Source organism: Saccharopolyspora aridisoli, from assembly GCF_004348445.1.
GTDB lineage: Bacteria > Actinomycetota > Actinomycetes > Mycobacteriales > Pseudonocardiaceae > Saccharopolyspora > Saccharopolyspora aridisoli.
In genome coordinates this window covers 79,391-102,346 of record NZ_SMKV01000013.1, presented here as the reverse complement: position 1 = coordinate 102,346, position 22,956 = coordinate 79,391, and the positions used below count along the sequence as shown (strand labels likewise).

Here is a 22,956-nt window from a genome sequence, read left to right as displayed (position 1 = left end):
ACCGCCGTGCATTGGCACCTCAGGCGTGGCGCCCGGAGTCCAGACGGCGTCTCGGTTCCGCTCCCGCACAGCAACGCGCTACCCGCACAGCAACGCAGTCCAACCGCACACAAGTGCCTTCAGTAGGAGACCGCAGTGCCGCACTCCGCTACGAACTCGGCCAACCGGCTCGACCGGTTGCCGATCTCCAAGTTCCACAAGACCACGATCGTCGCGCTGGCGTTCGCCTACTTCTTCGAATTCGCCGACATCAACACCTTCGCCATCACCGCGCCCAAGGTGCGCGTTCTGTGGGGATCCGACGTCAGCCACATCGCCTACGTGACGTCGCTGTCGTTCGTGGGCATGTTCATCGGCTCGATCGTGGCGGGCGGACTGGCCGACCGGCTCGGCCGCAAGCGGACCCTGACGCTGACCACGACGTGGTTCTCGGTGTGGTCGCTGGCCACCGTCTTCGCCTGGGACATGTTGTCGATGGGCGTGTTCCGCGTTCTGACCAGCGCAGGCCTGTCCGCGATGACCGTGGTCGCCGTCGTCTACCTCAACGAGCTCTTCCCGCGCGCCAAGCGCGGCAAGTTCCAGGCTTACGTGATCATGATCGGCATCTGCGGCACACCGGCGACCAACCTCATCGCCTCGTTCGTGGTGCCGATGGGCGAGCAGACCTGGCGCCTGGTCTACCTGTGGGGCGCGATGGGTGTGCTCTTCCTGCTGTTCCTGCGCAGGCTCGTGGAATCGCCGCAATGGCTGGAGTCCCGCGGTCGCCACGACGAAGCCGAGACCGTCCTGCGGGACCTGGAGTCCCGAGCCACCGCCGAGCACGGCGAACTGCCCACCGCTGAGGAGCCGGTGGCGGCCGAGCCCGCCGCCAAGCCGGGCCTGCGGATGCTCAAGCAGAAGAAGTTCCTGTTCCCGACGATCCTGCTGTCGGTGCTGTGGATCACCCAGACGATCGGTTTCTTCGGGTTCTCCTCGTGGGCGCCGACGCTGCTGGCGGCCGAGGGCGTCAGCGTCGAGGATTCGATCTTCTTCGTCGCCCTGACCACCGTCGGCGCGCCGCTGGGGTCCTTCCTGGCCGCGCAGGTCACCGACCGCTTCGAGCGCAAGTGGTGCCTGGTGGTGTTCGGGCTGATCATCGCCGGATCCGGTCTGCTGTACGGGTTGACCTTCCTGCCCGTGCTGGTGGTCGTCTTCGGATTCATGGTCAACCTGTTCGAGCGCGGCTACACGGCCCTGGCCTACGCCTACTCGCCCGAGCTCTACGACACCAACGGCCGCTCGCTGGGAACCTCGATCTCCTACGGCGTGGGCCGGCTGTCCAACGCCGTCGGACCGCTGATCATCGCGGCTCTCTACAGCGGCTACGGCTACATGACCGTCTTCTACTTCATCGCGGGCACCTGGATCGTGGGCGCCCTCGCCCTGGCGGTCTTCGGCCCCGCCACGCGCAAGATCCGGTTGGAAGCCGCGGCAGCACAGGCCGCGAACCCCACCTGATCCAACGGACCCGGGCATGGCTTGGCTCAGGCGAGCTCGGCGATGAGCCAGGCCCGGAAGCGGTTGGTGAGTGCGACCGGGTCCGCCAGCAGCTTCGGGATGTCGCCGGCGTTGCCCGGTTCGACGCGCACGTGCAGGAACGCCGGGCCCGGAGTGCCGAGCAGTCGGTTGAACTCGGTGCTCAGGGTCCCGGGATCGGTGGCGCGGCCGACGGTCCACCCGCTGGCCTCGGCGATCGCGCCGAGGTCGATGCGGCCGGTGTAGGTGGGCAGCCCTGCGGTGGAGCCGTAGGAGCGGTTGTCCAGCAGGACCAGGAGCAGCGCGCGAGGCGCGGTGAAACCGCCGGTGGGGAGGACGTTCGGGTTCATCAGCAGGGACCCATCGCCCTCGACGCCGATGACCTTCTCCACCGGCGAGTCCTCGACGGCCATCGCCAGCCCGGTGGCGACCGATCCGGCCAACCCCATCGAGTCCAGCAGGTACAGGTGGTTGTCCCGGTCGGCGACCGAGGCGAGTTCGCGGCTGGTCGCCGCGCAGGTCGCCACCAGCGGGCGGTCCTCGGTGAGCTCGACGAGCTGCCGCAGGGCTTCGATCCGGCGCATCAGGCGACCTTCCCGTCGGTGTTCCAGAACGAGGCGAGGACGACGACGGGGCGGTAGGTCATCCGCGCGTGCACGCCGGCCTCGGCGGTGGCCTCCCGCCAGTCCTGCGGGGACGAGCGGCGGTCCAGCTCGAAGACCGGCAGCCCGACGGTGCGCAGCAGAGCGGGGGCGTGCTGGCTGATCGAGTGGATCATCGAGTTGTACTCGCCGAGTCCGCCGCGCGTGTTGGCGAAGATCAGCAACGGCAGGTGGTAGGAGGTCGAGAACGTCGTCAGCGCGGTCAGCGCGTTGCCGAAACCGTTGTCCTGCATGACGACCGCCCCGAAGCGGCCCGCCAGCGGTAGCGCCCCGATGATCCCGATCGCCTCTTCCTCCCGCGACAGCGGAGTGACGTGCGGGGAGACGCCGTCCGCGCCTCCGTCGGTCTCGACCAGCGCGGAGATGACCGGCGCGACGGTCACCGACGGGATGTAGCCGACCCGCTCGGCTCCCGATCCCCAGATGCCCGCCGCAGCGGCCTCGGCATAGCTCGATGTCGTCACAGGCCCACCGTTCGTCGACACGCGTCCACCGAGCGGTCATGCTAGTGGCTCGTCAAGCCGCTGAGCGGGCTCCGATCCTGCGGGCTCAGCGGACCTAACCGACGCGGACGGCCGAGAGCTAGTCGGGGCCGAGGCGTTCACCGCAGTGGTCGCAGCGGGTGCGCGGGCGGAACTCGGCCCGCGCGTGTGGCGCCAGGCGCGCGGCGGAACGGGAGCACTGCCGCGAGTTCCACGTCGCCGGGATGATCCCCGTGGAGCGGCCGAGGCTTCAGTCCGGGGAGGGTGACTCCCGCCTGGTCCGGGACTCGGCCTCGTACGTCGCGATGCGCAGGTCTTCGAGCAGGCCCGCCTGTCCGGCCAGCACCCCGGTGAGGATGCGGCGCGCGACGGTCAGCAGCTCGGCGATGTGCGGGCTGGTCAGCGAGTAGAAGACCGTCGCTCCTTCCTTGCGGGTGACCACGAGTCCGGCGCGACGCAGCACGGCCAGGTGCTGCGAGAGGTTCGCGGCCTCGACGCCGACCTCGGGCAGCATCTCCGACACCGCATGCTCGCCTTCGCTGAGCAGCTCCAGCACGCGGATCCGGGCGGGGTGTCCGAGCGTCTTGAAGAAGTCCGCTTTGACTTGGTAGAGGGGCCTGCTCACTGTTGGCCCTCCTCGCGGACTCGGGCCGCGCTGCGGCGATCGTTCGTGGTCATGCCACTGATCTTCTCGCGCCCGGCCTTGGTCGACGCCGCGCACCACCTCGTGAGGCCCGGCAGTCGCGCACTTCGGTGACCACGACCGCACGTCGCCCGCGGCGAGAGGCCTGTTCCGCGAGGCTTCATCGCGGGCTCCGAGCAGTTCTCATCCGACTGACCAGGTGGGAGGGACATCGATCAACGTTGCGACCGGAACTGCGGCTGGCCGCTGCGGCGGTGAGCAGGGTTCAGAAGCGGGCGATCACCGGGCGGTGGTCGGAGGCCGGCTCGTTGCGCCGCTGCCGCGGCTGGTCGGTGATCGACGTCGCCGCGGTGTCGATGGTGGTGGCCTCCGCGATGCGGCCGACGAGCTGGTGGCTGACGAGGACGTGGTCGATGAGCTCCGGGCGGCCGTTGTAGGTCCTGGGTGCCGCTCGTGGGCTGGGATCAGGGCGGCGAGGTTCCACAGCCGCGCTCCGTCGCCCTGGTCGGGGCGGTCGAACCCGGGCGTCCCGATCTCGGAACCAGGCGGCCCGTGCAGCAGCGTCGTGGTCGCGGCACCAGGGGTGTCGTTGAGGTCGCCCAGGACCACCACGGCCCGTTGCTGGCCGCGACCTTCGAGCAGCTGGGTGGCGTGGCCTCGGACGGTGGCGGCTTCTGCGGCTCGCCGGTTGAGCGCGTAGACCGCGTAGCGGGCGCGTTCGTCCTCGTCGCGCGGGGTGAACCGGCCGCCCGGGTAGGTCAGCAGCTTCGACTTGAGGTGGCAGGTCAGCAGGGTCAGGTGCTGTCCGTCGACCTCGACGCCGGCTCGCAGCACCGGGCGGCTCATCTGCCGGACTGTCTCGCCGTCGTCGGTGGTCTGCACGGGCTGGAGCTGATCGGGGAAGTCGGTGACCTGCGCGAGGTCGGTCAGCGGGTGCCGGGAGCAGAAGCCGACGCGGATGCCGCGGCCGTCGGGTTCGGCGAGTTCGGTGTGCCACCGGCCGTCGAGCTTGCCGAAAAGGTCCGCGAGCGCCTCGGGCTCGCCGACCTCCTGCACGGCCAGCACGTCCGGCGCGATCGAGGTGATGGTTCCGGCCAGCGCATTCAGCTTGGCCTGGTACTCCTGGTCGGAGTCGGGCCCGCCGTCGCTGCCCGGGCGGAACAGGTTCTCCAGGTTCCACGTGCCCAACGTGACCACGACGCACTCCTCGCGCAGAATCCTCCGGACGCGAAGAGCGTCGCCAGATCGCTGCGCCGCGCGCAATCCCCGCAGCACCGGGTTCGCCGGCCCTTCACCTGAGGTCCTCCCCGACGTGGTGCGAAGGCCACCACACCCCGGGAGAACACAGATCGGGAGGGGAAACGTCCGGTTTTCGGCCGAACAGTGCTGGTGGTTCGCGAGAAGCGGAGGGAGGGGTGTCGAAATAACAACTACGACAACGGTTTCGGGAGATCGGGATCTGGACGTGGGATGATCGGGACCTGGACATGGCTCACCTCGCGTGTCATGGTTTTCAGCCATGCTCGTACCGACCGGGCGGTCTGTCGTCTTGAGCTGATGCCGCTGCCGTCGTGGTCGGCGAGAGGTCGGATCAACGGAGGGGTTTCGATGCGAAGACGAACCACGGCGATCCTGCTGGCGTGCGCGTTGGCGGGTGCGACGGGACTGACCGCGCAGGCCGCGCCCGCGCCCGAGGTCGACTACATCGTGGTGCTCAAGGACGGCACCGACGCGAAGGCCAAGGCGGACAAGCATTCCAAGGAAAACGGGGCCAAGGTCGGGCACCTCTACCAGTCGGCGCTGAAGGGCTACTCCGGCCGGATGAGCGAGCAGTCGCGCGACCGCATCGCGGCGGATCCCGACGTGGCCTGGGTCGAGCCGGTGCGCCAGGTGCGCAGCACTGCGCAGTCGTTGCCCACCGGTGTCGACCGCGCCAACGCCGACGCCAGCCCGACCGCCGGGATCGACGGCACCGACCAGCGCACCGACGTCGACGTCGCGGTCATCGACACCGGCGTGGACAGCGACCACCCGGACCTCAACGTGGTGGGCGGCAAGAACTGCACGCTGCCGGTCCTCCCGCCGGAGGACGGGCACGGCCACGGCACCCACGTCGCGGGCACGATCGGTGCGCTCGACAACGGCGACGGCGTCGTCGGCGTGGCACCGGGTGCGCGGATCTGGCCGGTCAAGGTCCTCAACGACGCGGGCGTGGGCACCACGGCCGACGTCGTCTGCGGCATCGACTACGTCGCGGCCAACGCCGGGCAGATCGACGTGGCCAACATGAGCCTCGGCGGCGCGGGCACCGACGACGGGCAGTGCGGCCGCAGGAACGGCGATTCCGAGCACCAGGCCATCTGCCGCGCGGTCTCGGCCGGTGTCACCTTCGCGGTCGCCGCGGGCAACGACGCCGCCGATGCCAAGGACAGCACGCCGGCCGCCTACGACGAGGTCATCACGGTCAGCGCGCTGGCCGACTTCAACGGGCGGCCGGGTGGCGGTGCGCCGGCGACCTGCCGGGACGACGAGGACGACACCTTCGCCGACTTCTCCAACTTCGGCGCCGACGTCGACCTGATCGCACCGGGCGTCTGCATCAACTCCACCTGGCCCAACGGCACCTACAACACGATCTCCGGGACCTCCATGGCCACACCGCACGTGGCAGGAGGCGCCGCCCTCCACAAGGCGACCAACCCGACCGCGTCGCCGGAGCAGGTCAAGAACGCCTTGCTGGGAGCGGGAACGAAGGACTGGACCTGGCCGTCGCAGGACCCCGACGGAACCCAGGAGCCGCTCCTGGACGTCTCCGGCTTCTAGAGCCGCGCCAGGAGCGCCGAGCACCCTCGTTGCGGGTGCTCGGCGCTTCCGGTTCGGGCGGGAACCCGCCGGGTCACTGCCGCGGGAACGGTCCTGCCCTGCCGAGCAGCGCGGGAACCTCCTTGCCCAGCCGCTCGCCGATCCACGTGCCCGTGCGCGACAGTTCTTCCAGGTCGAGGCCGGTGCGCACCCCCATGCCGGCCATCAGGTGTTCGAGGTCCTCGGTGGCGATGTTGCCGGTGGCGTCGGGCGCGAACGGGCAACCGCCGATCCCGCCCACGCTGGCGTCCAACGTGGACACCCCGGCGGCCGCGGCCGCGAAGGCGTTGGCGTAGCCGGTGTTCCGGGTGTTGTGGAAGTGGCAGCGCAGGCGGGCGCCGGTCTTCTCGCGGATCCTGCCGATCAGCTCGCCGACCTGGGTGGGCACGCCCGCGCCGATGGTGTCGGCCAGGGCGAGCTCGAACGGGCCCGCCTCGGCGATGCGGCGCGCCAGCTCGACCACGTGATCGCTGCTCACCGGCCCCTCGAACGGACAGCCGAACGCCACGGCGATCGTGGCCACCGCGCGCACCCCGGCCGCGTGAGCCCGCGTGGCGATGTCCTCCCAAGTGCGCAGGCCCTCCTCGGTGGTGACCCCCTGGTTGCGCTCGCTGAACTCGTCGGTGGCCACGACCACCACGTTGACCTCGGTCAACCCGGTTCCCAGCGCGCGGTCGAAACCGCGCCGGTTGAGCACCAGCCCCGAGTAGGAGACGTCGTCGCGCCGCGGGGCAGCGGCCATCACCGCCTCGGCGTCGGCCATCTGCGGGACGAGCCGTGGATGCACGAAGGAGACGGCCTCGATCCGGCGCGCACCTGCTGCGATCGCCCGCTCGATGAGCTCCACCTTCGTCGCCGTGGGCAGCAGGGTGCTCTCGTTCTGCAGGCCGTCGCGCGGCCCGACCTCCACGATCTCGATGCTGGACGGCAGCGGTGCGGTCACGATCGCCTCCTTTTGTGCACAATTCATGCGCGAAGCAATGTTGTGGTTTCCGGCAACCTGGCGCAAGGCCTGTTCAGATCCAAATCGGATTGCTAGGTTGTGCACAATCCAGAAAGGGAGTGGGACGTGTCACAAGCCGCCGCCCGGGCCTACCGGGCGCTGCGCGAGGACATCCTCACCGGCATGCGCCCAGCCGGGACCCGGCTGCGCGAGGAACAGCTCGCCGAGGACTACGGCCTGAGTCGAACGCCGGTGCGCGAGGCCATCCGCCGGCTACAGGCCGATGGCCTGGTGCAGGTGGTGCCCAACCGCGGCGCCGAGGTCGTCTCGCTCAGCGCGGAGGATTTCGAGGAGATCTTCGGGTTGCGCAGCGTGCTGGAGAGCTACGCCGCCCGCAACGCCGCACTGCGCGGGGACGCCGACGTGGCACGGCTGCGCGAGCTCTGCGGCGCCATGGAGCAGCAGCTGGGGCGCCTCGACGACGACGGGGCGCACGACGAGATCACCCGGCTGAACATGGAGTTCCACCAGGCGATCCACCAGGCGGGCGGGCGGCGACTGCTGCCTGAGCTGCTGTCGAAGGTGATCGAGGTGCCGCTGGTGCGCCGCACGTTCCACCGGTACACGTCCGTCGAGCTCAATCGCAGCTTCACCCAGCACCGCGAGCTGACCGACGCCATCGAGGCAGGCGACGGCGACTGGGCGCACGCCGTCATGCAGTCGCACGTGCTGGCCGCACGGGCGACGCTGCTGCGCCCGGAACCGGAAGAGGAGGAAGCCCAGTGACGGCAAAGAGGAGCGGTCCGCTGTCGGACGTCCGCGTCATCGAGGCGGGAACGCTCATCGCCGGCCCGTTCTGCGGCCAGCTGCTGGCCGACTTCGGAGCCGAGGTCATCAAGGTCGAGGACCCGGGCGCGGGCGACCCGATGCGGGAGTGGGGGCAGGTCAAGCACGAGGGGAAGTCCTTGGCCTGGCCGGTGATCGCCCGGAACAAGAAGTCGGTGACCGCCAACCTGCGCACCACCGAGGGGCAGCGGATCCTGCGCGAACTCGTGGCCGGTGCCGATGTCTTCGTCGAGAACTTCCGGCCGGGCACGCTGGAGCGCTGGGGCCTGAGCTACGACGAGCTGCAGGAGATCAACCCGCGGCTCGTGCTGGTCCGCGTCACCGGCTACGGCCAGGACGGTCCGTACGCTTCTCGCGCAGGGTTCGGCGCCATCGGCGAGGCCATGGGAGGCATGCGGCACGTGACCGGAGAGCCGGACCGCCCGCCGAGCCGCATCGGCGTGAGCGTCGGGGACTCGCTGGCGGCGACGTTCTCGGCGCTGGGCGCGGTGATGGCGCTGCACGCGCGCAACCGCACCGGGAGGGGCCAGGTCGTCGACACCGCGATCTACGAGGCGGTCCTGGCGTTCATGGAATCGCTGCTGCCGGAGTGGGAAATCGCCGGCTACCAGCGGGAACGGTCCGGATCGGTGCTGCCGCGCATCGCCCCCAGCAACGCCTACCCGACCGCCGACGGCGCTGAGATCATCATCGGTGCGAACCGGGACACCGTGTTCGCGCGGTTGTGCGACCTGATGGGCGAACCGGAACTGGCCACCGGCGAGCGCTACGGCACCCACGACGCGCGGGGCGAGAACCAGGTGGAGCTCGACGAGCTCATCGCCGCCTGGACTCGCGGGTTCGACGCCACCGACGTGCTCGACAAGCTCCACGAAGCGGGAGTTCCGGCCGGCCGGGTGTACACCGCAGCGGACATGGCTGCCGATCCGCACTTCGCGGCGCGGCAGGCCATCGTCCGGCTGATGCACCCCGAGCTGGGGGAGTTCCCGATGCAGAACGTCGTGCCACGCCTGTCCGACACCCCGGGTGAGGTCCGCTCGCTCGGCCCGGAGCTCGGCGAGCACAACGCCGAGGTCTACGGCCAACTCCTCGGCGCCGACGAGGAGCAACTGCGCCGCTGGCGCACCGACAACGTCATCTGACCGACCGATCCCGCGTGTCCGGCCGCGCCCGGGCGCGGCCGGGTGGGCACACCTGCGTGAGAACCGCACCGGAAGAACTGAATCGGAGTCCACGATGGATCAACGAAGATCTCAGGACCGACCCAGGTACGAGCCGATCCGCATTCGATCGCTGTGGTGCGCCATGGCGTTCATCGTGCTGGCCGGGGTGCCGTTCTACCTGCCGCCCGGTTCCACGCACCCGATGGTGCTCGGGATCCCCTACTGGGTGGTGGTCTCGCTGCTGTTCACCTTCCTGTTCGCCGCGCTCACCAGTTGGACCTGCCTGCGCCGCTGGAACATCCAGGAGCCAGAAGAAGAAGCCGGAGGTGGGGCGTGAACGGCTTGAGCTTCGCCGGTCTCAGCGGAATCCTGGTGCTGGCCGCCTACGCGATCATCATGCTGGTCATCGGCTACTTCGCCGGACGCGGCCAGCCCGAGGGGGAGCAGAAGACCTCCCGCGGCTACTACCTCGGCGGGTCCGGACTCGGTTTCGTCGCCCTGTTGTTCACCCTCTACGCCTCGCAGTACAGCGGGAACTCGATCGTCGGCTACGCGCCCGAGGCCTACCGCTCCGGCTTCACCTGGTGGCAGTCTGTCCCGTTCATGATCGCGGTGATCGCCGCGTACCTGGTGTTCGCGCCCCGGCTCTACGTCATCGCCAAGCGCGAGAAGTTCGTGACCCCCACCGACTGGGTCCGTCACCGCTTCCGCTCCACACCGGTGTCGCTGCTGGTCACGGTGCTCATGCTGTGGGGTCTGGCGAACTACCTGCTGGAGCAGCTGGTGGCGATGGGCCAGGGCATCTCCGGGCTCACCGGCAACACGGTCCCGTACCAGATCGGCGTGATCGCCTTCGTCGTCGTCATGCTCGTCTACTCGTGGTCGGGTGGTATGCGAGCGGTCGCGCTCACCGACGTCATGCAGGGCATCGCGCTGCTGGTGGGCGTGGCGGTGCTGCTGGTCGGCGCGCTGTACCTGGTCGGCGGCGACCTGGGCGCGGTGACGCAGTACCTGGCCGACAACGAGCCCGAGAAGCTCGGCGTTCCCAGCAGCGAGGACTCGGTGAACTGGCTGTCGATGATCATCATGATCGGCATCGGCGCGGCGGTCTACCCGCACGCGATCCAGCGCATCTACGCGGCCCGCAGCGAACGCACCCTCAAGCGGTCGCTGGCGATCATGGCGTGGATGCCGCTGGTCACCACCGGCGTCGTGTTCGTGGTCGGCATCGTCGGGATCCGGCTGTTCCCGGGCCTGTCGGAGGACGACTCGGAGCAGCTGGTCGGGATGATCGCCAACGAGGTCGCGGGCATCAACCTGTTCTTCTACGCACTGATGATCCTGCTCTTCGGCGGTGTGGTGGCCGCGATCGTGTCCACTGCGGATTCCGCGTTGCTGAGCTTCTCCTCGGTGATCTCGCGGGATCTCTACGGCCGCTACATCGCGCCGAACTCCTCCGAGCGCAAGCAGGTCCTGGTCGGCAAGGTCGCCGGTGTGGTCGCGATCGGCCTGCTGCTGGTGCTGGCCTGGAACCCGCCGAGCACGCTGTACAACATCTTCGTGCTCAAGTTCGAGCTCATCGTCCAGATCGCCCCGGCGTTCATCCTGGGCCTCTACTGGCGCAGGCTCTCCGCTGGACCGCTGTTCTGGGGAATGCTCGCGGGCGCATCGCTCTACGGCGCCTGGACGGTCTTCGACATCGACAAGCTCCACGGCATCCCGGCAGGCCTGCTCGGCCTGGGCCTCAACATCACGATCTGCGTCCTGGGCTCCCTGCTGGTCCCCCGCCGGGAAACCCCGAACACAGACCCCCTGCCAGCAGAACCCACCCGGCAACCCGCGAGCTGACCCCGCGGCGCCAGCCCGCACCAACCGCGTCCCTCGAGGAGCGCGTGGGGCGCACATCTCGCGCGAGATGTGCGCCCTCGGTGCTTAGGGTGGGGCCGTGGTTCGAATGGTGCACCTGAACGGGCCTCCGGGGATCGGGAAGTCGACGTTGGCCCGGCAGTACGTGGACGAGCACGCGGGGGTCCTCAACCTCGACGTGGACGTGCTGCGCGGTTTGATCGGTGGGTGGCGGGAGCACTTCGCCGAGGTCGGGGAGATCGTCCGGCCGTTGGCTTTGCGGATGGCCGACGAGCACCTGCGAGGTGGGCGGGACGTGGTCTTCCCGCAATACCTGGCCCGGCCGGCCGAGATCGAGCGGTTCGAGGCCGTGGCGCGGGACAGCGGCGCCGAGTTCGTCGAGATCATGGTGCTCGACACCCGGCAGCGTTCCGTGGAGCGGTTCGCCCGGCGGGGTGGTGGCGGCGGTGACCCGGACTGGCACGAGCAGGTCAAGGAGATCGTGGCGCGCGAAGGCGGTGCCGAGTTCCTGGCCCAGGCCTACGACCAGCTCGCGGAAGTCGTTCGGAGCCGCCCGGCGGTGACGGTTCTGAGCAGCCAAGAAGGGGCAGTCGAGCGGACCTACGGCGCGCTGCTCTCCATCCTCTCCAGATGACAGCACCGCGGCGCCGGAACCCCGTTCCGACGCCGCGGTGTTCACCTGTCCGCCCGGGTCAGTACGGGCAGGTCGACTGGTAGTCCGAGATCGCCGGGTCGCCCTCCGGAGGCGGGCACAAGAACTGGTCGTAGCGGATGTCGTCGTCGAGGAACCGCTTGAGCCAGGAGATGCTGAACTTCGCGATCGTGGTGTTGTCCGTGTTGGGCGCGAAGTGACTGGCACCGGCCAGTTCCAGGTACGCCTTGCCCGGGTCGTCGGGCAGGCTCTCGTAGAACGGCTTGGAGTGCTGGGAAACCGGCGCGACCGTGTCGTTCTGCGCGCCGATGACCAGCGTCGGCGCGCCCACTCCGGAGAAGTCCTTGGTGGTGTGCCACGGGGTCAGCGGGACCACGGCCTTGAGCGCCGGGTTGTCCAGCGCGGCCTCCAGCGATCCGCCACCGCCCATCGAGTGGCCCATGACGCCGAGCCGGGCCGGGTCGATGAGGTCCTTCACGCTGCTGTCGTTGATGAGGTAGTCCAGCGACGCCTGCAGCTGCCGGGCGCGGGAATCGGGCTGGTCGTAGGGGGAGTTGGTGTCGATCGTGAACACCACGAAGCCCTGCGACGCGAGCCTCGGGCCGAGCCACGAGATGGAGTCCTGCGTCCCGGTGTAGCCGGGGGAGACCGACACCGCGGAGAACAGCCCGTCGGTGTTGTCGGTCGGGTAGTAGATCGTCCCGCCGCCGAAACCGGTGACGCTCAAGCGCGACACGGATTCCTCGTCGACCTCGAACGGTCCGCGCGGGGCGGTGATGCTCTCCTCGGTCGGGTCGGGACCGTGCACGTCGGCGGGTTCGGCCGCCTGGGCCAGCGCGACGCTGCCGCTGACCAGCCCGAGCACGGCCGTGGAAACGACCAGTAATCGGCGGAATCGGGAAAGGGGACCGGTGGAACGTGTGAATTCCATGCATTCGTCCTCTTGGGGAGGCGCCCTTCGAGCGGGCGCACCGGATGGGTCCTCGCGAAGTTCCTCAGGCCGCACGACCGTCGGAACGCGTTCGGCACACGAGCAAGAGTTCCGGAACGCGATCGACCCTAAAGTAGCTCTACCAATTGGTCAATCAACCTTTCGGGCCAGTACTCTGGCGTCATGGAACGGGTCGACGGACGGAAGCTGCGCTTCCAGCACCGTCGCGGCGAAGTGCTCGCCGCCGCGACGGAACACGCGCTGGAGGAGGGCCTCGACGACCTGTCGCTGCGCAAGGTCGCCCAGTCCGTCGGGGTCAGCCACGCGACGCTGGTCCACCACTTCGCGTCCAAGGACCGGCTCGTCGCCGAGATCGTCGACCGGGTGCTGGCCGAAACGCTGTCGCTGCCGGACATGCCGCGTGACGACCCCGATCCGCTGAGGGCGATCTGGCGCCGGGCCACCAGCGAGAGCGGTCGCAGGTACGTCCGGCTGTTCGTCGCGATCACCGGCCGCGCCATGTACGGCGACCCCGCGCTGGCCACGGCTGTCGCGGCCTCGATGCGGCAGCGCAACGACCTCATCGCCGCCGGGCTGGTCCGCTACGGCTGCCCGGAATCGGAGGCGCAGGCCGTGGCGACCTCGCTGATGTCGACCTTGCGCGGACTGCTCGTCGACCTGCTCGCCACCGGGGACGAGCAGCGCGTCGCAGCCGCATTCGACGACTTCGCCGCGGACGTCCAGCGGCGCGCCCTCAACGCCTTCAGCTGAACTTCCGTGCGGCGTGCTCCGTTCGGCCGCACGAGGCGATCTCTTCGGCCGCTTCTCCCGGTTCGTGCGGACACGTAGAACTCTGTGCATGGGTCTCACATCGGGTGCTGGTCACAGCCGTCGCGCCTTCCTGTCCGCATCCGCCGGCATCACCGGCGCCGTCGTGCTCACCGGCACCGCCGGGGCCGCGGACCTGCGGCCGATCGGAGGCGCAGCGCTGCCGCCCGGTGAACCGATCTCCCCGCAGGAGCCCGACGCGCGGCTGCGCGCGCTGCTCGCACGGGTCGACGAGCGGCGGATCGAGGACGTGGTGCGCGAGCTGGTGAGCTTCGGAACGCGGCACACCCTGTCCAGCCAGGACGACCCGCAGCGCGGGATCGGAGCCGCGCGCGACTGGTTGTTCGCCGAGATGCGAGCCTGCGCCGCCCGTTCCGGCGGGAGGATGACCGTCGAGCTGCAGTCCTACGACCAGGAGCCCGCCGACCGCATCCCGGTCACCACCCGGATCACCAACGTGGTCGCCACCATCCGCGGCACCACCGACCCGGACCGGGTGCACGTGGTCAGCGGGCACTACGACTCCCGCGCCACCGATGTCATGGACGCCGTCAGCGATGCGCCCGGCGCTGACGACGACGCCTCCGGCGTGGCGGTCGTGCTCGAACTGGCGCGATTGCTGGCCGAGGAGCCGATCGAGTCCACAGTGGTCCTAGCTGCTGTGGCCGCCGAGGAGCAGGGCCTCTACGGCGCGAACCACATGGCCGAGCGCTTCGCCTCCGACGGCGTCGACGTGCGCGCGATGTTCACCGATGACATCGTCGGAGCCAGCCGCGCCGACGACGGCACCTCGGAGCCGCACACCATCCGGTTGTTCGCCGAGGGCGTGCCGACCTCGGAAACCCCCGAGGAGGCCGAGATCCGGCGCTCGGTGGGTGGCGAGAACGATTCGCCGTCGCGCCAGCTATCCCGCTTCGTCACCGACGTCGCCGCCAACGCCGCGACGGGGATGGATGTTCGGGTCATCTACCGCCGAGACCGCTTCCTCCGCGGTGGAGACCACATCCGGTTCCTCGAGAAGGGCTACCCCGCAGCGCGCTTCACCGAGACGAACGAGGACTTCCGGCACCAGCACCAGGACGTGCGGGAGGAGGGCGGTGTCCGCTACGGGGACCTGCCGGAGTTCTGCGACTTCGGCTACATCGCCCGCGTCGCCAAGGTCAACCTGGCCACGATCTGGTCGCTGGCGCAGGGGCCGGGTGCGCCCACCGGCGTGGTCGTGCGCACCGCGGAGCTCACCAACGACACCGAACTCGTCTGGGAACGCGGCCCGGAGCCGGACCTGGCCGGGTACGAGGTCGTCTGGCGCGAGACCACCGACTCCGACTGGACGCACCGCATCGACGTCGGCGACGTCACGACCGCGGTGGTCGACCTGTCCAAGGACAACGTCTTCTTCGGCGTGCGCGCGATCGACACCGACGGCCACCGCAGCCCGGTGACGTTCCCCCGACCCCAGCGGGACTAGCCCGGCGTCGGGGTCGCCAGGTGGCCGTCCTGGCCCGAATCGTCCGGGCGGAGCAGACGTTGACCAGGGACGGTTCGGACCGGAACCGGCCCGGTGGTGCGCGGACGTGGGCAACGGTCCGGCGGTCTCCGGGAGGGTCGGGCGGGTCAGAGCTTCGCCGCCACCGCTCCGTAGACGAGGTTGATCCACCGCTCCTCAGTGGCTTCCGGTGAGTTCTCCGGTGAGGCGGTCGTGCATGGCGGCACTGCGCTCGTTGAGGCCCACGATGCTGACCCGCTTGCCGCGCGCCTCGTACCTCGTGGTGATGGCGTCGAGGGCGGCGACGGTTGAGGCGTCCCAGATGTGGGCGTCGGTCAGGTCGATGACGACCTCGGCGGGGTCGGTCGCGTAGTCGAACCGGTGGACGAGGTCGTTGCTGGAGGCGAAGAACAGCTCGCCGGTGACGTGGTAGACGACCTGGCCGCCGTCGGGGTCGGTGACGGCGGTGACCTCGACGAGGTGGGCGACGCGGCGGGCGAAGATGACCATCGCGGTGATCGATCCGACGACCACGCCGATCGCGAGGTTGTCGGTGGCCACGACCACGGCCACGGTCACCAGCATCACGATGATCTCGCCCGCAGGCATCCGCTCGAGGGTCTTCGGCGCGATGCTGTGCCAGTCGAAGGTGCCGACGGAGACCAGCACCATCACCGCGACCAGCGCCGCCATCGGGATCTGCGAGACCAGCGGACCGAAGGCGATGCACAGCACCATCAGGAACGCGCCCGCCAGGAACGTCGACAACCGAGTCCGGGACCCGGCCGTCTTGACGTTGATCATCGTCTGGCCGATCATCGCGCATCCGCCCATGCCGCCGAAGAAGCCGGTGACGATGTTGGCGATGCCCTGCCCGATGGACTCGCGGGTCTTGTTCGATCGCGTGTCGGTGATGTCGTCGACGAGCTTCGCCGTCATCAGCGACTCCATCAGCCCGACCAGCGCGAACGCCAGGGCGTAGGGAGCGATCAGCTCGAGCGTGTCGAGCGTGAGCGGCACGTCCGGGATGCCCGGGATCGGAAGCGAGGACGGCAGCGCGCCCTTGTCGCCGACGGTGGGCACGGCGATGCCCGCGGCGATCGTCACCGCGGTCAGCGCCACGATCGACACCAGCGGTGCCGGGATGACCTTGGTGAGCCTCGGGAACAGCACCATGATGACCAGCCCGGCCGCGAACAGCGGGTAGACCATCCAGGGCACGCCGATGAGCTCCGGGACCTGGGCCATGAAGATCATGATGGCCAGCGCGTTGACGAACCCGACCATGACGCTGCGCGGCACGAACCGCATCAGCTTCGCCACGCCCAGCGCACCCAGCGCCACCTGGAACAACCCGCCCAGGATGACGGTGGCGACCAGCACGCCCATCCCGTGCTCTCGGGCCAGCGGGGCCACGACGAGCGCGATCGCGCCCGTGGCGGCCGAGATCATCGCCGGTCGTCCGCCGACGATCGAGATGACCACCGCCATGGTGAACGAGGCGAACAGGCCCACGCTCGGGTCGACACCGGCGATGATCGAGAACGAGATCGCCTCGGGGATCAGCGCGAGCGCGACGACCAGGCCACCGAGGACCTCGGTGCGGGCCACCTTCGGCGACAGCCATGCGGGGCGGGACAGCGACAGCTTGGGCACGCGACAACCAGACGTGTTTCAGGCGCCGCGCATCGTCACCGATCGCGGCGGGAGGAGAGCAGGGGAGGAGGGCGACGCTGCCCGACAACTCTTCCGTTACGTTAGATGAGAGTTTCGGGAACTCCCGCACCTGGCGAGGCGGATGAGGCCGGGATCACTCGTGGTCGATGCGCTCGCGCAGCATCGCGGCGAACTCCTCGGCGAGCCGGAGCTTCGTGCGCAGCTTCTGGCACGACTGCTCGGCGGCGGCGCTGAACTCGGCCAGCCGACGCTGCGGGTCCTCGACCTCCGGGGACCCCGGGACCGGGTCGAGGATCACCAGCAGATCGCGCATCTCGTCGAGCTGGAAGCCCAGCGGCTTCATGCCCTTGATCAGCTCCAGCCGTTCGACGTCGGGTTCGGTGTAGAGGCGGAAACCGCCCTGGCTGCGCGCGCTGGGCACCACCAGGCCGACCTCCTCGTAGTAGCGGATCGTGCGCAAGGACAGCCCCGTGCGCTCGGCGACCTCGCCGATCTGCATCCGCTCACCCACGCCCGAACCACTCCTCGATCGACATCGCCCGGAGCACGCCCGGATGGCATCACGGTACGCAGAGCGGCGCTCCGGAGCGGACGTCAGGTCTGGTCAGGATCAGAGGTGGACGCCGGTCGTTGCGCGATGCCCGGTCGCGGCGTGGGGACCTGCGTGCCGAACTCGCCCGGGGCGGGGACCTCCTTGCGCGCGACGGCTTCGGCCGCGCGGACCGCCTCGGCGACCTCCGGGTTGGTGGAGGTGTCGAACCACGCCTGCACCGAGTCCTCCACGTCCTCAGCCGGGGGAGCGTCCTCGGTCTGCTCCGGCGGTTCGTAGCGGAAGACGCCCTCCTCGTCGGCCTTGCCGAGGCTCCGGGCGAAGCCCTCCAGCGACTTGCCGAACTCGCTGGGCACGAGCCACACCTTGTTGGCATCGCCCTCGGCCATCTTCGGCAGCGTCTGCAGGTACTGGTAGGCGAGCAGTTCCGGTGTGGGCTTGGCTCGTTTGACCGCCGCGAAGACCTTCTCGATGGCCTTGGCCTGTCCCTGCGATTTGAGGTACTGGCTCGCGCGGTCACCCTGCGCGCGCAGGATGCTGGACTGCCGGTCGGCTTCCGCGGTGAGGATGGCGGCCTGCTTCTGGCCCTCCGCGCCCAGGATCGCCGCCTGCTTCTGGCCTTCGGCGGTCTTGATAGCCGATTCGCGGGTTCCTTCGGCGTTGAGGATCATCGCGCGCTTCTCCCGGTCGGCGCGCATCTGCTTCTCCATCGAGTCCTGGATGGACGGTGGCGGGTCGATCGCCTTGAGCTCCACCCGCGCGACGCGGATCCCCCACCGGCCGGTCTCCTTGTCCAGGACGCCGCGCAGCTGCGTGTTGATCGAATCGCGCGAGGTCAGCGTCTCCTCCAGGCTCATGCCGCCGACGACGTTGCGCAGCGTCGTCGTGGTGAGCTGCTCGACACCGGTGATGTAGTTGGAGATCTCGTAGACCGCCGAGCGCGCGTCGGTGACCTGGAAGTAGACGACGGTGTCGATGGACACGGTCAGGTTGTCCTGGGTGATGACCGGTTGCGGGGGGAAGGAGACGACCTGCTCGCGCAGGTCGACGCGGGCGCGGACCCGGTCGAAGAACGGCACCAGCAGGTTGAGCCCCGGCTGCGCGACGGACCGGTAGCGGCCGAGTCGTTCGATCACCGAGGCGGTCGCCTGCGGCACCAGCAGCACGGTCTTGGCCACGAGCACGACGACCAGCAGGACGATGACGGCCAGCACGATCAGTGCGGTCGGGTCCATGGCTGCCTCCTCACAATTCGCCCGAAACGACGGCGGTCGCTCCGGAGATGTCCATGACCGTCACCGTCTCGCCCGCTCGATGCACCTCGTTCTCGTCGAGCGGCCGTGCCGACCAGCTCTGCCCGTCGATCAGCACCAGGCCGCCAACGGCGTCCACAGTGGTTTCGACGAGCGCCTTCCTGCCGATCAGGGCTTCGGTGTTGGTTCGGAGCTCGGCGCCCCGCATCAGCCGTCGCTTCAGCGCCGGGCGCGCGCCCAGGACCAGCCCCAGGCTCAGCGCGGCGAACACCGCGGCGTCGACGGCCAGCGGTGCGCCCAGCGCGGCGGCTCCGCCCGCTCCCAGGGCGGCGACGCCGAGCATCAGCAGCACGAGTTCACCCGAGATGACCTCGGCCGAGACCAGCACCACGCCGGCGATGAGCCACAACAGCGCGACCACATCTCCAATATGCCAGAAAGCAGCATGATCAGGCGTTCCGCGAGAAGCAGGCGCCTCACGGAGGGTGTTCACGTCGATGGGTACGAGGACTCGCTGCGTCCCGGGCTGCTCGCGGCCGGTCCGGGCGCCATCTTCATCGGCATCGGCCTAGGAGTCGGTGGCCTCGCGGTCCGCGTCCGCCACCCCTTGCTGCACCCGCCCCTGAGCCGCCCCGGCTGCGCGAGCACCGGCCAGGGTCGAGCTCGAACATCGAGCGCGGCGATGTCGTAGGCGTCGAGCTCGCTCGCGTCGCCGAGGCGCTGGGCGACGTCGGCGACCACCGTGTCGTAGGAGGACGGCGGTTCATCGGCCAGGCAACTCCAGGCGTAGCCGAGCCGTTCCCGGAGGTGGACGCGGTGGAGGCCGTACTCGTCGCGGGCATGCCGCCGAGGTTCGGCGCCGCGATGAGCCTGCCGTCCAGACCGCAGGTCCAGGCGTGGCACGGGCATCGCAGCGACCGCTGCACCTGCCCGGCCTCCTCGGTGCACAGCCGGGCGCCCCGGTGCCGGCACACCTCGAGGAAGGCGTTGAGGTTCCCCTTGCGGTCGCGGGCGATGAGCACGCTCTCCCGCCCGACCTGCACGGTCTGGAAGGCACCGGGTTCGCTCAGGTCGGCGCTGCGCACGGCGCAGGACCAACCGGCCTCGAACATCCGCGACTGATCGAGGGCGAAGATCGACGGAACGGTGTAGTGGTGGCCGGGAAGAGTGGCCAGCAGGCTTTGCGGCAACTCCGCAGCGGTCATCTCGGGGCGCCTCTCGGCTCGTTCCGCAAGGGTGTGGCTTGTTGCGCGATGTGCACTGCGTTGCTCGATCGACAACACGATGAGGGCGCGGATCGGGCGCTGTCAAGACGCTCGAGCGGATTACCACGAGGTGGACGCCGCGGCGTCGGTTGGTCGGAGCTGCCGTGGGTCAAACCGGGAGAACCAACGGGAAATCGACTCCTTCGACGTCTTGACGCGCCTCGGAGTCGACCTCCACTCTGTTGCGCATAGTGTTAATAGTTCTCTAATGCGCAACACTGGAGGTTCGATGTTCGCTGTCTGCCGCGCCGACGAGCTCGCCCCGGGCGAGTCGACCCGGTTCGTCGCCGACGTCCCGATCGCCGTGTTCAACGCCGACGGCGTGTTCTACGCGGTCGACGACACCTGCACCCACCAGGACGCGTCGTTGTCCGCCGGATTCCTCGAAGGCTGCTTCGTCGAATGTCCGCTGCACGCGGCGTTCTTCGACCTGCGCAGCGGTGCGCCCACGGGCCCGCCGGCCAAGCGGGCGCTGCGCACCCACCAGGTCCTCGTCGAGGGCGGCACGGTGTACGTCCAGCTCACCCCGCGCGAGGTCGAGCTCCCCCTGGAGGCCGAAGGCGCGGCCTGAGCCCGCGGAAACCGTCCCCGACGTGGAGCGAGCTCTGGGCGACTCCGGGCCAGCACTCGTGCGCCGACACCGGTGTCGCCGCTGGCCCACCCGGCGACCCGGCCGTCGACCTCGCCGACCCACCGATGACCGGGAACCCGCTTGTCGGCCAAGGCTTCTCGTCGAGGTACCTCCGGGCTCGAACGCCGCGTTCCCGGTCGCGATCCCCTCGGCGTAGGTGCGGCGCTCCCAATCTGCCTCGGCGAGGACCTTGAACACCGGTCCAGGTCGGCGTGCGGACGAGCTCAGCGCGGTGTGACGGTGCCCGAGGTCGCGTCCACGGTGATGATCTGCCCCGTGGTGATGTCCGTGGTGGCGTCGCGAACGCAGATCACCGCGGGGATGCCGTACTCGCGGGCCACGGTCGGGCCGTGCGCCATGGGCGAACCGGTCTCGGTGACCAGACCGGCCGCGGTCATGAACAACGGCGTCCAGCCGGGGTCGGTGGTGGTGGCCACCAGGATCTCGCCGGGCTCGATCCGCGCCGTCGCCGGGTCGTGCACGACGCGAGCGGGCCCGGTGACCTCGCCGGGAGAGGCACCCAACCCGACCAGCGCGCCGTCGGCGGCGGGTGCGGGTGGTGCCGTGGCCTCCAGGTCAGTGCCGTCGGAGAGCACCGCGATCGGAACCGCGCGGCGGCGGACCTCCCTGTCGTAGTGGGCCTTCCGCTCGGTGGCGAGAGCGCTCTGATCGGATCCGCCCACCGCGGAGCGGATCTCGTCGAGTTCCAGGAAGAGCACGTCGCCGGGCCGTTCCAGCAGGCCGCGTCGGTTGAGGTCGTCGCCGATGCGCAGCAGCTGTTCGCGCACCGCCTGCAACGAGTACAGCCAGGCGAACTTGCCCAGCTCGCGCAGCCCGGTGAGCTTGCGGGCGCGGCGCATGAGGGCGCGGGCGAGGTGGGCGCGGATCGGGCGCTGGCGGCGGGCGCGTTGGAACAACTCGTCGATCATGGCCTCAGCGCGGGCTGCGGCCTTCTCGAACCGCCGGTCCGGTGCCTGCTCGGGATCGGTGATCCGCAGGTATCCGGCGATGGTCGCGAAGATCTGCGTCGGGTCCTCCGACCAGCGCGGCATCCCGACGTCGACCTCCGCCGGTGCGCGGTGGCCGTAGCGGGCGAGGAAGTCGTCCAGCCCGATGTCGGGCAGCTCGCCCGCCCGGTAGCCCTCGGTGAGCTCGGCCGGTGGCGTGCTGCGCAGCAGTTCCCGGGCGTCGTCGTCGAGGCCTGCGGTCAGGCGCCACAGCGCGAGATCCATCTCGGTGGTGACGTTGTGCGGCAGCCCGCCGAGGACGGTGTCCAGCTCGCTCGTCGTGGCGACGCCCTTGAGCAGCGACTTCGGCAGCTGGCCGAGGAGGATTCCGATGAACAGCGGCCAGATCACCTCGGAGGCGGTCATGAAGTCCCGCTGCACCTCTTCGGCGAAGCGCAGGCGCTGCTGCGAGTTGGTGAACTCCGGAGCCCTGGCCTGGCGCTTGAGCTCCTCGGTGGCGCGGAAAGCGCGTTCACGTGCGGCGTCGGGATCGATCAGCGTGCGGATGAGCTCGAACTTCGCCTTCGGCAGGACCACGAGGCTCTTCTTCAGCAGCGGGGCGACCGGGAAGGGCAGCCCGCTCGTGGTCGGGGCGAACCGCGGGTCGGTGAGCAGGCGCTGCATGATCTCGACGTTGCGCGGGCCGTAGACCTCCAACATCTGCGGCAGCCGGGAGCGGAAGCGCCTGTTGCGCAGCAGGTCCGAGAAGTCCATGAACAGCCGACCGCCCACGGGAACGATGCCCATCGCATCGCCGAACGCGCCGCCGGAGAGGCCCGCGGAGTCCATCCACAGCTTCGCGCCGTGCGTCATCGTCGACATGCCGGCCGGGGTGAAGGGCCGCAGCATCCCCTGCATGTGCCCCATCTCGAAGTAGACCCGCAGGTCATCGGATCGGGGTGGGAGCGGGAAGAGCGTCGTGATGGCCCTCGACTGCAACAGCCACAGCACGCCGTCCCGGTCGATGGCCCACTCGATGTCCTGGGGTGAGCCGAAGCTCTCCTGCACCCGCGCGCCCGCGTCGCTCAGCGCGTCGAGCTGGGCGCGGTCCAGGCAACCGTCGGTGCGCGGCGGGGTCCCGTCGAGGACGTAGTGCTCGGCGATGACCGACCCGTCGACGACCACATCACCCAGGCCGGGCGCGGCGTCGACGACCATCTCCGCGCGCGTCCCGGTCAGCGGGTTCGCGGTGAACAGCACCCCGGCGGCCTTCGCGTCGACCATCCGCTGCACCACGACGGCCATGTGCACGTCGGAGCCGATCCCGTTGGCGTCGCGGTAGGCGACGGCCCTATCGGAGTGCAGCGAGTCCCAGCAGCGGCGGATCGCCGACAGCAGTTCCTGCTCACCGCTGACGTTGAGGAACGTGTCCTGCTGCCCCGCGAAGCTCGCGTCCGGCAGGTCCTCCGCGGTAGCGCTGGACCGCACCGCCACCCGGTCGCCCCCGAGCCGCCGGTAGGCGTCGAGGACTTCTCGTTCGGGGATCTCGCCGGTCACGTGCGCCCGGGTCGTCAAGCAGAACCCGTCGGGCACCCGGAAGCCGGCCTTGAGCAGCTCTCCGAGCCCCGCGGCCTTGCCACCCACCAGTCCGAGCATGCTCGCGTCAACCTGCGCGAGTTCGAGCAGCTGAACGTCGTTGCCGGTCACCATCACCACTCCAGTCCGAACGGCGAACACCATCACAACGCCGACCA

At 69.6% G+C, this 22,956-nt stretch carries 21 protein-coding genes and 1 pseudogene; 10 read left to right on the top strand and 12 right to left on the bottom strand.

Translation table 11 applies throughout. From position 1 onward, the window contains the following. Positions 1–135: 135 nt before the first annotated feature. Positions 136–1,497 carry an MFS transporter gene (locus E1161_RS12875; protein WP_132622986.1) on the top strand — a complete coding sequence of 454 codons (1,362 nt, stop codon included), beginning with the start codon at positions 136–138 and terminating at the stop codon, positions 1,495–1,497. A 26-nt stretch (positions 1,498–1,523) separates the two neighbouring features. On the opposite strand, the gene E1161_RS12870 is transcribed toward E1161_RS12875, so the two are convergent. The 4 genes from E1161_RS12870 to E1161_RS12855 all read right to left on the bottom strand — a co-directional run bounded on the left by E1161_RS12870 (position 1,524) and on the right by E1161_RS12855 (position 4,499). Beyond that, on the bottom strand, positions 1,524–2,099 hold the full coding sequence (locus E1161_RS12870; protein WP_132622984.1) for a thiamine pyrophosphate-dependent enzyme: 576 nt from the start codon (positions 2,097–2,099) through the stop codon (positions 1,524–1,526). Continuing rightward, positions 2,099–2,641, bottom strand: coding sequence for a thiamine pyrophosphate-binding protein (locus tag E1161_RS12865; protein WP_132622982.1), 543 nt, complete (start codon positions 2,639–2,641; stop codon positions 2,099–2,101). Before E1161_RS12865 ends, E1161_RS12870 begins: the two co-directional genes overlap by 1 nt. A 268-nt stretch (positions 2,642–2,909) precedes the next feature. Continuing rightward, positions 2,910–3,284: an ArsR/SmtB family transcription factor gene (locus E1161_RS12860; RefSeq protein WP_132622980.1), complete on the bottom strand. Its 375-nt coding sequence runs from the start codon at positions 3,282–3,284 to the stop codon at positions 2,910–2,912. A 297-nt stretch (positions 3,285–3,581) separates the two neighbouring features. Then, positions 3,582–4,499, bottom strand: coding sequence for an endonuclease/exonuclease/phosphatase family protein (locus E1161_RS12855; protein WP_207920217.1), 918 nt, complete (start codon positions 4,497–4,499; stop codon positions 3,582–3,584). Between the two features lie 411 nt (positions 4,500–4,910). Between E1161_RS12855 and E1161_RS12850 the strand changes: the two genes are divergently transcribed. Beyond that, positions 4,911–6,125 (top strand): S8 family peptidase, encoded by a 1,215-nt coding sequence (locus E1161_RS12850; RefSeq protein ID WP_132622978.1) that lies wholly within the window; start codon positions 4,911–4,913, stop codon positions 6,123–6,125. 73 nt (positions 6,126–6,198) lie between these two features. Here E1161_RS12850 and E1161_RS12845 read toward each other — a convergent pair whose 3' ends face one another. Further along, positions 6,199–7,107 carry a hydroxymethylglutaryl-CoA lyase gene (locus E1161_RS12845; RefSeq protein ID WP_235874993.1) on the bottom strand — a complete coding sequence of 303 codons (909 nt, stop codon included), beginning with the start codon at positions 7,105–7,107 and terminating at the stop codon, positions 6,199–6,201. Between the two features lie 126 nt (positions 7,108–7,233). On the opposite strand from E1161_RS12845, the gene E1161_RS12840 reads away from it, so the two are divergent. The 5 genes from E1161_RS12840 to E1161_RS12820 all read left to right on the top strand — a co-directional run bounded on the left by E1161_RS12840 (position 7,234) and on the right by E1161_RS12820 (position 11,616). After that, on the top strand, positions 7,234–7,893 hold the full coding sequence (locus E1161_RS12840; protein ID WP_207920216.1) for a GntR family transcriptional regulator: 660 nt from the start codon (positions 7,234–7,236) through the stop codon (positions 7,891–7,893). Next, on the top strand, positions 7,890–9,095 hold the full coding sequence (locus tag E1161_RS12835; protein ID WP_132622974.1) for a CaiB/BaiF CoA transferase family protein: 1,206 nt from the start codon (positions 7,890–7,892) through the stop codon (positions 9,093–9,095). The genes E1161_RS12840 and E1161_RS12835 overlap by 4 nt, the downstream gene beginning before the upstream one ends. Positions 9,096–9,258: 163 nt before the next feature. Then, a complete protein-coding gene (locus E1161_RS12830) occupies positions 9,259–9,453 on the top strand; it encodes a hypothetical protein (RefSeq protein WP_132622972.1) in 195 nt (64 codons plus the stop codon). Beyond that, positions 9,450–10,964 carry a sodium:solute symporter family protein gene (locus E1161_RS12825; RefSeq protein ID WP_132622970.1) on the top strand — a complete coding sequence of 505 codons (1,515 nt, stop codon included), beginning with the start codon at positions 9,450–9,452 and terminating at the stop codon, positions 10,962–10,964. Before E1161_RS12830 ends, E1161_RS12825 begins: the two co-directional genes overlap by 4 nt. A 106-nt stretch (positions 10,965–11,070) precedes the next feature. Continuing rightward, positions 11,071–11,616 (top strand): AAA family ATPase, encoded by a 546-nt coding sequence (locus E1161_RS12820; RefSeq protein ID WP_132623129.1) that lies wholly within the window; start codon positions 11,071–11,073, stop codon positions 11,614–11,616. Between the two features lie 58 nt (positions 11,617–11,674). On the opposite strand, the gene E1161_RS12815 is transcribed toward E1161_RS12820, so the two are convergent. Further along, the gene (locus tag E1161_RS12815; RefSeq protein WP_132622968.1) at positions 11,675–12,565 is read right to left on the bottom strand and encodes a poly(ethylene terephthalate) hydrolase family protein; all 891 of its coding nucleotides are present in this window, start codon (positions 12,563–12,565) and stop codon (positions 11,675–11,677) included. 183 nt (positions 12,566–12,748) lie between these two features. On the opposite strand from E1161_RS12815, the gene E1161_RS12810 reads away from it, so the two are divergent. Both E1161_RS12810 and E1161_RS12805 read left to right on the top strand, forming a co-directional pair. Next, the gene (locus E1161_RS12810; protein ID WP_132622966.1) at positions 12,749–13,336 is read left to right on the top strand and encodes a TetR/AcrR family transcriptional regulator; all 588 of its coding nucleotides are present in this window, start codon (positions 12,749–12,751) and stop codon (positions 13,334–13,336) included. Between the two features lie 88 nt (positions 13,337–13,424). After that, entirely contained in the window at positions 13,425–14,861 is a 1,437-nt protein-coding gene (locus tag E1161_RS12805; protein WP_132622964.1) for a M20/M25/M40 family metallo-hydrolase, read from the top strand. A gap of 195 nt (positions 14,862–15,056) precedes the next feature. Here the strand turns inward: E1161_RS12805 and E1161_RS12800 are convergent, their stop codons facing one another. The 5 genes and pseudogenes from E1161_RS12800 to E1161_RS12780 all read right to left on the bottom strand — a co-directional run. Continuing rightward, positions 15,057–16,535 carry a SulP family inorganic anion transporter gene (locus E1161_RS12800; RefSeq protein WP_132622962.1) on the bottom strand — a complete coding sequence of 493 codons (1,479 nt, stop codon included), beginning with the start codon at positions 16,533–16,535 and terminating at the stop codon, positions 15,057–15,059. A 154-nt stretch (positions 16,536–16,689) separates the two neighbouring features. After that, positions 16,690–17,055, bottom strand: coding sequence for a MerR family transcriptional regulator (locus E1161_RS12795; RefSeq protein ID WP_165939778.1), 366 nt, complete (start codon positions 17,053–17,055; stop codon positions 16,690–16,692). Positions 17,056–17,150: 95 nt separating this feature from the next. Continuing rightward, positions 17,151–18,341, bottom strand: coding sequence for an SPFH domain-containing protein (locus E1161_RS12790; RefSeq protein ID WP_132622958.1), 1,191 nt, complete (start codon positions 18,339–18,341; stop codon positions 17,151–17,153). Positions 18,342–18,351: 10 nt separating this feature from the next. After that, positions 18,352–18,780, bottom strand: a complete 429-nt coding sequence (locus tag E1161_RS12785) for an NfeD family protein (protein WP_132622956.1) — start codon at positions 18,778–18,780, stop codon at positions 18,352–18,354. 236 nt (positions 18,781–19,016) lie between these two features. Beyond that, positions 19,017–19,564, bottom strand: a pseudogene (locus tag E1161_RS12780) (aromatic ring-hydroxylating oxygenase subunit alpha); the annotation flags it as partial. 289 nt (positions 19,565–19,853) lie between these two features. Between E1161_RS12780 and E1161_RS12775 the strand changes: the two are divergent. Further along, on the top strand, positions 19,854–20,195 hold the full coding sequence (locus E1161_RS12775; protein WP_132622954.1) for a bifunctional 3-phenylpropionate/cinnamic acid dioxygenase ferredoxin subunit: 342 nt from the start codon (positions 19,854–19,856) through the stop codon (positions 20,193–20,195). Between the two features lie 284 nt (positions 20,196–20,479). Here E1161_RS12775 and E1161_RS12770 read toward each other — a convergent pair whose 3' ends face one another. After that, complete coding sequence (locus E1161_RS12770) at positions 20,480–22,912, bottom strand: PEP/pyruvate-binding domain-containing protein (RefSeq protein ID WP_132622952.1); 2,433 nt, start codon at positions 22,910–22,912, stop codon at positions 20,480–20,482. Positions 22,913–22,956 lie beyond the last annotated feature (44 nt).